Annotated in this window: 9 protein-coding genes; 8 read left to right on the forward strand and 1 reads right to left on the reverse strand. The window is 71.1% G+C overall.

What is annotated here, in order from left to right:
- Positions 1 to 200 precede the first annotated feature (200 nt).
- From HYE82_RS31475 to HYE82_RS31510, 8 genes are all read left to right on the forward strand, one after another.
- Positions 201 to 1,343, forward strand: coding sequence for a sensor histidine kinase (locus HYE82_RS31475; protein WP_179177609.1), 1,143 nt, complete (start codon positions 201 to 203; stop codon positions 1,341 to 1,343).
- Positions 1,343 to 2,032, forward strand: a complete 690-nt coding sequence (locus HYE82_RS31480; protein ID WP_179177610.1) for a response regulator transcription factor — start codon at positions 1,343 to 1,345, stop codon at positions 2,030 to 2,032. The genes HYE82_RS31475 and HYE82_RS31480 overlap by 1 nt, the downstream gene beginning before the upstream one ends.
- Positions 2,033 to 2,142: 110 nt before the next feature.
- A complete protein-coding gene (locus tag HYE82_RS31485) occupies positions 2,143 to 2,340 on the forward strand; it encodes a hypothetical protein (protein ID WP_179177611.1) in 198 nt (65 codons plus the stop codon).
- Positions 2,340 to 2,987: a pilus assembly protein TadG-related protein gene (locus tag HYE82_RS31490; RefSeq protein ID WP_179177612.1), complete on the forward strand. Its 648-nt coding sequence runs from the start codon at positions 2,340 to 2,342 to the stop codon at positions 2,985 to 2,987. The genes HYE82_RS31485 and HYE82_RS31490 overlap by 1 nt, the downstream gene beginning before the upstream one ends.
- 251 nt (positions 2,988 to 3,238) lie before the next feature.
- Positions 3,239 to 3,598, forward strand: a complete 360-nt coding sequence (locus tag HYE82_RS38595; RefSeq protein ID WP_256987936.1) for a hypothetical protein — start codon at positions 3,239 to 3,241, stop codon at positions 3,596 to 3,598.
- A gap of 4 nt (positions 3,599 to 3,602) precedes the next feature.
- Positions 3,603 to 4,241, forward strand: a complete 639-nt coding sequence (locus HYE82_RS31500; protein ID WP_179177614.1) for an OmpA family protein — start codon at positions 3,603 to 3,605, stop codon at positions 4,239 to 4,241.
- 675 nt (positions 4,242 to 4,916) lie between these two features.
- Entirely contained in the window at positions 4,917 to 6,254 is a 1,338-nt protein-coding gene (locus HYE82_RS31505) for a S8 family serine peptidase (protein ID WP_256987937.1), read from the forward strand.
- Positions 6,255 to 6,294: 40 nt separating this feature from the next.
- A complete protein-coding gene (locus HYE82_RS31510) occupies positions 6,295 to 6,567 on the forward strand; it encodes a hypothetical protein (RefSeq protein WP_179177615.1) in 273 nt (90 codons plus the stop codon).
- A 173-nt stretch (positions 6,568 to 6,740) separates the two neighbouring features.
- Here the strand turns inward: HYE82_RS31510 and HYE82_RS31515 are convergent, their stop codons facing one another.
- On the reverse strand, positions 6,741 to 7,307 hold the full coding sequence (locus HYE82_RS31515) for a TetR/AcrR family transcriptional regulator (protein ID WP_179177616.1): 567 nt from the start codon (positions 7,305 to 7,307) through the stop codon (positions 6,741 to 6,743).
- Positions 7,308 to 7,454 lie beyond the last annotated feature (147 nt).

Consider the following 7,454-nt stretch of genomic DNA (forward strand, 5'->3'; position numbering starts at 1 on the left):
GGGCGGGAGTTCCGGCGGGGCCGCCGGCCTCGGCCTCGGCCTCGGTCTCGGCCTCGGCTTCTGCCTCGGCGGAAACACGGGACCGGGCCGAGGGGACTCCGGCAGCGGGCCCGGCCGGGACTCCGGCCGGGGCTCGGCATGAGGTAGCCCTCCAGGCGAACGCCCTGCAGGCCCTCTGCCGCCGCGTCTTCGCCTGCCGCATGCTCGCCATCGCCCTCGGCGCCCCCGTCGCCCTGGGCCGCACCGCCCCCGGCGGGCCCACATACCTCGTCGCGGGCGCGGTCCTGCTCACCTTCATGCTCTCGTACGCCCTCTTCCGCGACTGGGAGCGCCTCGGGCCCCTGCTGCTGCGCCACCGCTGGCTGCTCGCCTGCGACATGGCGTTCAGCGGCCTGCTGCTGGTCACCGCCACCCCGGAATCCCCCCTCGGCTTCGTCTCGCTGTGCACCCCGCTGCTGGCCGGCCTCGTCTACGGCTGGCGCGGCTCGGCCGTCTACGCCGCCCTGCAGGCCGTCGCCGTCGCTGCCGTCGCCGACGGGCTCACCCTGCCCGTGCTGTGCCTCGCCGCCGGGGCGGCCGGCTCCTCACTGCGCGACCTGCTGTTCCGCTTCGGCGCGGCGAGCCGGGCCCTGACCGACACCCGGGCCCGCCTCGCCGTGGCCGAGGCCGTACGCGGCGAACGGGAACGACTGGCCCGCGACATGCACGACTCCGTGGCGAAGACCCTGCACGGCATCGCCCTCGCCGCCGACGCCCTCGCCCGCACCGACGACCCCGACGCCGTACGCCGCCAGGCCGGCCGGCTGGCCGACGCCGCCCGACAGGCCGCCGCGGAATCCCGCACCCTCCTCGCCGACCTCCGCGCCCAGCCCGACACCCCCGACACCCCCGGCGTCCACCTCCCGCCCGCACTCCACCGCCTGGCCGCGGACCGGCCGGACGGAGCCATCGGCGCGGAGGTCGCCACCTCCGGGATCCTGCCGCCGCTCCCGGCCCCGGTGGCCCGCCACCTCCTGGCCGTGGCCGCCGAAGCCCTCGACAACGCCCGCCGCCACGCCGACGCCACCAGCATCCGCATCACCCTCACCACCGCCCCTGACACCGCACACCTCACCCTCACCGTCGAGGACGACGGCCGCGGCCTCCCCGCCGACGGGCCCGACCTCGCCACCCTGCGCGGCGCCGGCCACTACGGCCTGCTCGGCATGGCGGAACACGCCGCCGCCGCCGGCGCCCGCCTGCACCTCGGCCCCGCCGGCACACCCGCCGACCCCGCCCGGCCCGGCACCCGGATCCGCGTGGACCTCCCGCTCGCGGCCCTCACCCCCGAAGGGAGCCCGTGATGGCGGCACCGCTGCGCATCCTCATCGCCGACGACAACCCCGTGGTCCGGGCCGGCCTGGCCGCCCTCCTCGGCACCGCGGACGGCCTCGACGTCGTCGCCCAGGCCGCCGACGGCCGCGAAGCCCTGAGCCTCACCCGCCGCCACGCCCCGGACGTGATCCTCTTGGACGTGCGCATGCCCGGCGTCGACGGCATCTCCGCCCTGCCCCACCTCGTCCGCCTCGCACCCGTACTGATGCTGACGTACAACCAGGAAACGGAGATTGTCCGGGAATCGCTCCTCCTGGGCGCGGGCGGCTACCTGGTACACGGCGAGTTCACGCCGGACGACCTGGTCAGAGCAGTCCACAACGTCCGCGAGGGCCGCGCCCATTTCACGACGACGGCCGCCAGCGCCCTCCTCGCCGAACTCCGCACCTCTTCGCAACCGCAACGAACTGTGGCACAGTCGACGGATCGCCTGCACAACTCGGTGCTGTTCGGGTTGAGTTCGAGGGAGGTGGAGATCATGGATCTGATCGCGTCCGGGATGAGCAACCAGCAGATCGCGGCCACCTGCTTCATCAGCGAGAAGACGGTGAAGAACCACATCAACCGCATCTTCGCCAAGCTCCAGAGCACCAGCCGCAGCGAGGCGATAGCCCGCTGGCTGGGAACCGCCCGCCCGGGGGTGACGGGACATGGGTAGACGGAGTGCGCAGTGGGTCCGTAATTGGGCCCCGGGACCCTTGGTGACGACCCGTAACGCGCCGTACGGTCCGCAAACCAACAGCGCCACCGGACCGGGAGGGACCCCTCATGAAGCAGAGCACGCTGGCGCGGATGCGGAAGCGGTACGAGCAGCCCGGCCGCGACCGCGGCCAGACGGCGTTCGAATACCTCGGGATCATCCTGGTGGTCGTGGTCATCATCGGCGCCATCGTCGGCACGGGCATCGGCCAGGACATCACCAACAAGATCAAGTCGCAGGTTGCAGGTATCACGGCCGGAAAGTGATGTCCGGGGGCCGGGACGATAGTGGGCAGGCCTTCCCGATTTACGTCGTCCTGATCGCGGGATTCCTGTTTGCCGCGCTGGCGTTCTTCGTGGTCGGTATGGCTGCAACAACGCGCAGCAACGCCCAAGGGGCGGCAGACGCTGCGGCGTTGGCTGCGGCTCGTGAGGTGCGCGACAACGCGTTCATGGGCCTCGACTTGCCCGCGCTCAGCCCAGCCGCTTGGGAGGAACTGGTGAAGGGGAACCTTCTGAACGCGAAGGGAGCCTGCGGAAAGGCGACGGAATTTGCCGCATTGAACGATGCCTTCGTTGCGCACTGTGAAGCAGCCACTCCCCGGTTCGCCGTCGCGGTAAGCACCAAAGGGACCGTTGGCAAGTCGGTCGTTCCGGGGAGCGAGGCGCTGCACGGTCAGGCCACGGCGAAGGCCCTGATTGAGCCGAGGTGTTTCCTGAAGCCGGCGCCGACGCCCGCTCCCACGCCCACAGCCACCGCCAGCCCGGCGCCGTCGGTGAGTCCTTCGTCGTCGGCCGAGTTGGGCAGCGTTGCCTTCGTGTGTAGGGGGAAGACACTCACGCTCGATCTTGAGAAGCCAGGGGCGCTGGATCGCTTGGCTAAGTCCCTCTTCAGCGTACGGCTGGTCGACTGACAGTAACGACAGACAAGGAAGCGGCACAGATGAGGATTCGGCACACGGCGAAGGTCCGTGGAGGAGCGGCCGCAGTTGTTGCGGTGGCACTGGCCCTTACGTCGGCCGGATGTGGTGGGGGTGACGGAAAGGGGAAGGTAGATTCCAAGCCGTCGGCTTCACAGCCTCAAGCTGGCAGCACCCAGGCAGGGGCCTCTTCTGCGGCTCCCGCCCCGACGCAGGTTATCGCCACCGCGACCGGTGAAGGTGGCATGGTCCTGTCGATCAATTCTGCGACGCGTGAATCGGGCGGCTTCCTCACTGTGAGCGGCCAGTTGAAGAACACTGGGAGCGCCGCGTTCGTGAACACCACAGCGTGGCGCGGCAACGAACTCACCGCCAGTGGCACCTCGGTTGCTGGCGTCTCTCTAACGGACAAGGTGGGCAAGAAGCGGTATTACGTTCTCCGGGACACGGATGGCCGGTGCCTTTGCACGACGGGGGTGTCCACCATCGAGGCTGGGCAAACAGTCCCCTTCTTCGCCCAGTTCCCTGCACCGCCAGCCGCCGCTTCCGAGGTTGAGTTCAATCTGCCCACGTTCGCCACGGCCACCATCAAAATCTCTGGGTGACCCCATGACAAAACGCCACCGCACCGCCGCGTCAGTAGCCGTCATCGGTCTGGTCATGGCCGGGGTCCAAGCCGTCGGGGTCGGCGTGGCGAGCGCCGATGACGTCAAGCCGTCCGTACCCCCCGGCACGGAGCCCTCCGCCGCCGCCCCCGTCCCCATCGACTCCAAGGCCCCCGGCCTGAAGATCCCCCAGGGCGGGACCCTCGCGCCGATCAAGGTGCTCGACATCGCCGAGGTCGTCGAGGACCTCGGCGGCGAGCAGCGCCGGCAGGAGACCAATCAGACGGTCATGATGGCGCTGCAGTCCGAGGTTCTCTTCCCGGAGAACAGCGCCGTCTTCAACGCCCAGGCTGCCGCCCGCATCCAGGCCATCGCGCAGGAGATCAACACCCAGAAGGCGACCCGCATCCGCGTCTTCGGTTTCACCGACGACCAGGGCAGCTACGAGCACGGCAAGGAGCTGTCGAAGCAGCGTGCCGACGCCGTGCAGGCGGAGCTCGCCAAGACTGTCAGCGTCCCCGGCGTGGTCTACGACGTCCGCGGCTACAGCGAGGACTATCCGATCGCCGACAACAGCACCGAGGAAGGCAGGAAGAAGAACCGCCGGGTCGAGATCACCTTCCCGCGCGGCGCCGGAAGCTAGCCGCCCGTCCCCGACGCGGTCGGCCCGTCCCCGCCCCGTCCTCGGCCCCAGCCGCCCGCATCAGGGCGGGCCGCTGCCGCGCCGGGCTCCGGGCCGGGGGTGAGGGCAGGGCGGCGGCCACCGCTGGTGCTGCCCGCGGCCAGGAGCAGGAGCAGGAGCAGAGGTAGGAGCGGTCGGCTTCTCCCGGGCCGGGCCGGCCCGGCAGCGGCTGTCGGTGGCTCCCGCAGCTCCGCCTCGTGCCGGTGTGCGATGTGAGGGCGTAGCCGGGATGCCGGCCGCTCCTCGGTGGAGACGGGGGCAGCTGTCACGCCGGCGCCGAGAGCCGGGCGCGGGCCCGCGACCGCGGACACGGTCACCGCCGCGTTCGGCGGGCGAGGCCCAGTGCTCGCCACGTCTTCGAAGGCGCGCCGCGCCCCCACTCCACCCCACCCCAATCCACCCGGGTGCCTGGGTCGACCGGCTCTTCGCCTTCATCACCGGATCGGCCGCCCGGGATGCGGCAGTGACTCTGCATGTCCGCCGGCCGGTGTGCGCAATCCGCAAAATTCCTGAACGGCCGTACGGGAAGTCCGAATGGCCGCCTACGTGGCGCGCTCGGGGCAATTCCTTCCTAACGTCGGAACCGTGTGGGCAGTTGTGCCCAGCCCGTCTCGCAGAGGAGAAGAGGAGACCTGAATGACGAGCAACGGCTACGGTGCGAGTTCCATGGCGGACGCCGATGTCGATTCGCAGATCGAATACACCGGGAGGTACCTGGTTCTGCTCGACCAGGACGACCCGAAGGCCGGTCTTGATGCGCTGACTTCCGGTGCCGGTGTGGCTTCGGCCGAGCACGTCCCGAGTGGGGCCTCCGGGATCCGCGCACTGGAGGAGGGCGGAACCGTGGTCCTCGATGACCTCGGGATCGCCATCGTGGATACCGCCCCGGACCAGCGATCGGCTCTGGAAGCCACCGTGGCCTCGACTCCGAGTCTCATCAGTGTCGAGCCGGAGCGGGTGCTCCGCGCCTTCACGGAACGCACGGCAACCCGCACGGGTGAGTACTTCGACGGCTATTGCGACGGCTACGCACACGGCGTGGCCGACCTCACCGGCCGCGTCCGGGGCGACGGGCAGCCGCGCGCAGGTGTGCCGCAAGCTGCAGCGCCTCCTCCGTGGGACGAGAGTCAGGCCACCTGGGGGCTGCAGGCCGTGCTGGCGACCGAGACGACCCTCACGGGCGCCGGCATCGGAGTGGCGATTCTGGACACCGGCATCGACGCCTCCCACCCGGATCTGGCAGGCCGCGTGGTGCAGTCGGCGTCCTTCGTGCCCGGTGAGACGGTCGACGACGGCCATGGACACGGCACCCACTGCGCGGGAACGGCCTGTGGACCCAAGAGGCCGGCCGCCGGTCCGCGCTACGGCGTCGCGTGCGAGGCCGGCATCTTCGTCGGCAAGGTACTGAACAACCGCGGCCGTGGCCCCGACGGGCAGATTCTGGGCGGGATCAACTGGGCGATCGCCCAGAGATCCGTACGCGTCATCTCCATGTCGCTGGGCCTCCCGATGGCGCTCGGAGACGGATACTCGCGCATCTACGAGCGGGCGGCCCGCCGTGCGATGCAGCGCGGCATCGTGATGGTTGCAGCAGCCGGCAACGAGAGCCGCCGCCCTGCGAGGATCGCGCCCGTGGGACAGCCGGCGAACTGTCCTTCGATCCTCGCGGTCGGCGCCGTCGGGCCCGACTTCTCCATCGCCCCTTTCTCCTGTGGCGGCCTCAACCCGAACGGGGGCGGGGTCGACATGGTGGGGCCGGGCGTCGACGTGCTGTCCACGTGGCGGGGCGGAGGCTACCGCCGACTGGACGGCACCAGCATGGCCACCCCGCACGTCGCCGGCCTCACGGCCCTGCTCTGGGAACAGAATCCCGGTGCGAGCGCTTCGCAGATCGTTGCGCTTCTCCGTGCAGGTACGCGCAATCTCGCTCTCCCGGTATCCGATGCAGGGCTGGGACTGGCGCAGGCGCCCTAGCGGTATGAGAACGGCGGGCCGAATCGATGGGGAGGCGGACATGAATTCCGCGAGCAGCGACTCACGCGATGCGGGCAGTGAGGTGCGGAAGGTGCGGGTCATTGTCGCGCTTGACCCGGATCGATTCGATGCTGCCGTAGCGGCCGCCCGGAATGCCGGGTTGACCGTCGAGTCCGAGATGCGCGAGATCGGCACGGTCGTGGGGACCGTCCCCGAGAATGCACTCGCGGCGCTCGCTGCTGCGGACGGCGTCGAAGAGGTGGAGCAGGAACGCACCTACCGGCTGCCCGATCCGGGCTCTCCCATGCAGTAGCCCTGCCGTTCCCTGCCGTTCCACACGGCTCGTCGTGGTGGCGTGCGGAAGCGCGGCGCGCGCCGCGACGGCGTCAGGTCGTCGCACGCCGCCCCGGCCGCCGGCGCCGGGTCGGCCTCGTCCGGCCGGGTCGGCCTCGTCCGGCCGGGCCGGCGGCGTCGGCCGACCGAGCCCTACCGGCCGCCCACCCCGGCCCCTGCCGCCCGCACCAGCGCGGCCGCTGCCGCGCCCGCCCGTCGGGCCGGTTCCGGGCCGGGGGTGAGGGCGGCCACCGCCGTGGCGCCCTCGACCAGGATCAGGAGTTGGTCGGCCAGCTCCTCCTGCCCCGGTCCGGCGACCTCCGCCAGCAGCTCCCGCAGCTCCGCCTTGTGCCGGCGTACGGCGTCGAGGACACCGGCCGGGCCGGCCGCGCCGAGTTCCCCGTACGCGTTCATGAAGGCGCACCCGCGGAATCCGGGCTCCGAGAACCACGCCGCCAGCCAGTCGAAGACGGCGCTCACGGGGTCGGCGGCCGCGGCGGCCGCCACCGCGTCCCGAAGGCTGCCCATCCACCGCCGGTCACGCCGCTCCAGGTAGCCCGCGACCAGTGCCTCCTTGGCAGGGAAGACCTTGTAGAGCCGCTTCAGCGGTACGCCCGACTCCGCGCGGATGCGGTCCATGCCGACGGCCTGGATGCCCTCGGCGTAGAACAGCGTCTCCGCCGCGTCGAGCAGCCGGGTGCGGGCCTCTTCGTCGTCCATGGCGGCAGCGTAGTCCAGAACCCGCTTGCGCGGAGAACGGTCGTTCTCTAGGGTCGGTGCGTGATCGGAGAACGACCGTTCTCCGCCCTTCGTGCTGCACTCCGCCGAAAGGTGCGTCCGCCATGACCCCACCCGCCGTACGCCCGC

The organism is Streptomyces sp. BR123, from assembly GCF_013401435.1.
Classification (GTDB): domain Bacteria; phylum Actinomycetota; class Actinomycetes; order Streptomycetales; family Streptomycetaceae; genus Streptomyces.

Coding starts and splice junctions, on each gene's coding strand:
- HYE82_RS31480 (WP_179177610.1), top strand. CDS start 1,343: ATGGCGGCACCGCTGCGCATCCTCATCGCCGACGACAACCCCGTGGTC.
- HYE82_RS38595 (WP_256987936.1), top strand. CDS start 3,239: ATGGTCCTGTCGATCAATTCTGCGACGCGTGAATCGGGCGGCTTCCTC.
- HYE82_RS31515 (WP_179177616.1), bottom strand. CDS start 7,307: ATGGACGACGAAGAGGCCCGCACCCGGCTGCTCGACGCGGCGGAGACG.
- HYE82_RS31490 (WP_179177612.1), top strand. CDS start 2,340: ATGTCCGGGGGCCGGGACGATAGTGGGCAGGCCTTCCCGATTTACGTC.
- HYE82_RS31475 (WP_179177609.1), top strand. CDS start 201: ATGCTCGCCATCGCCCTCGGCGCCCCCGTCGCCCTGGGCCGCACCGCC.
- HYE82_RS31505 (WP_256987937.1), top strand. CDS start 4,917: ATGACGAGCAACGGCTACGGTGCGAGTTCCATGGCGGACGCCGATGTC.
- HYE82_RS31500 (WP_179177614.1), top strand. CDS start 3,603: ATGACAAAACGCCACCGCACCGCCGCGTCAGTAGCCGTCATCGGTCTG.
- HYE82_RS31485 (WP_179177611.1), top strand. CDS start 2,143: ATGAAGCAGAGCACGCTGGCGCGGATGCGGAAGCGGTACGAGCAGCCC.
- HYE82_RS31510 (WP_179177615.1), top strand. CDS start 6,295: ATGAATTCCGCGAGCAGCGACTCACGCGATGCGGGCAGTGAGGTGCGG.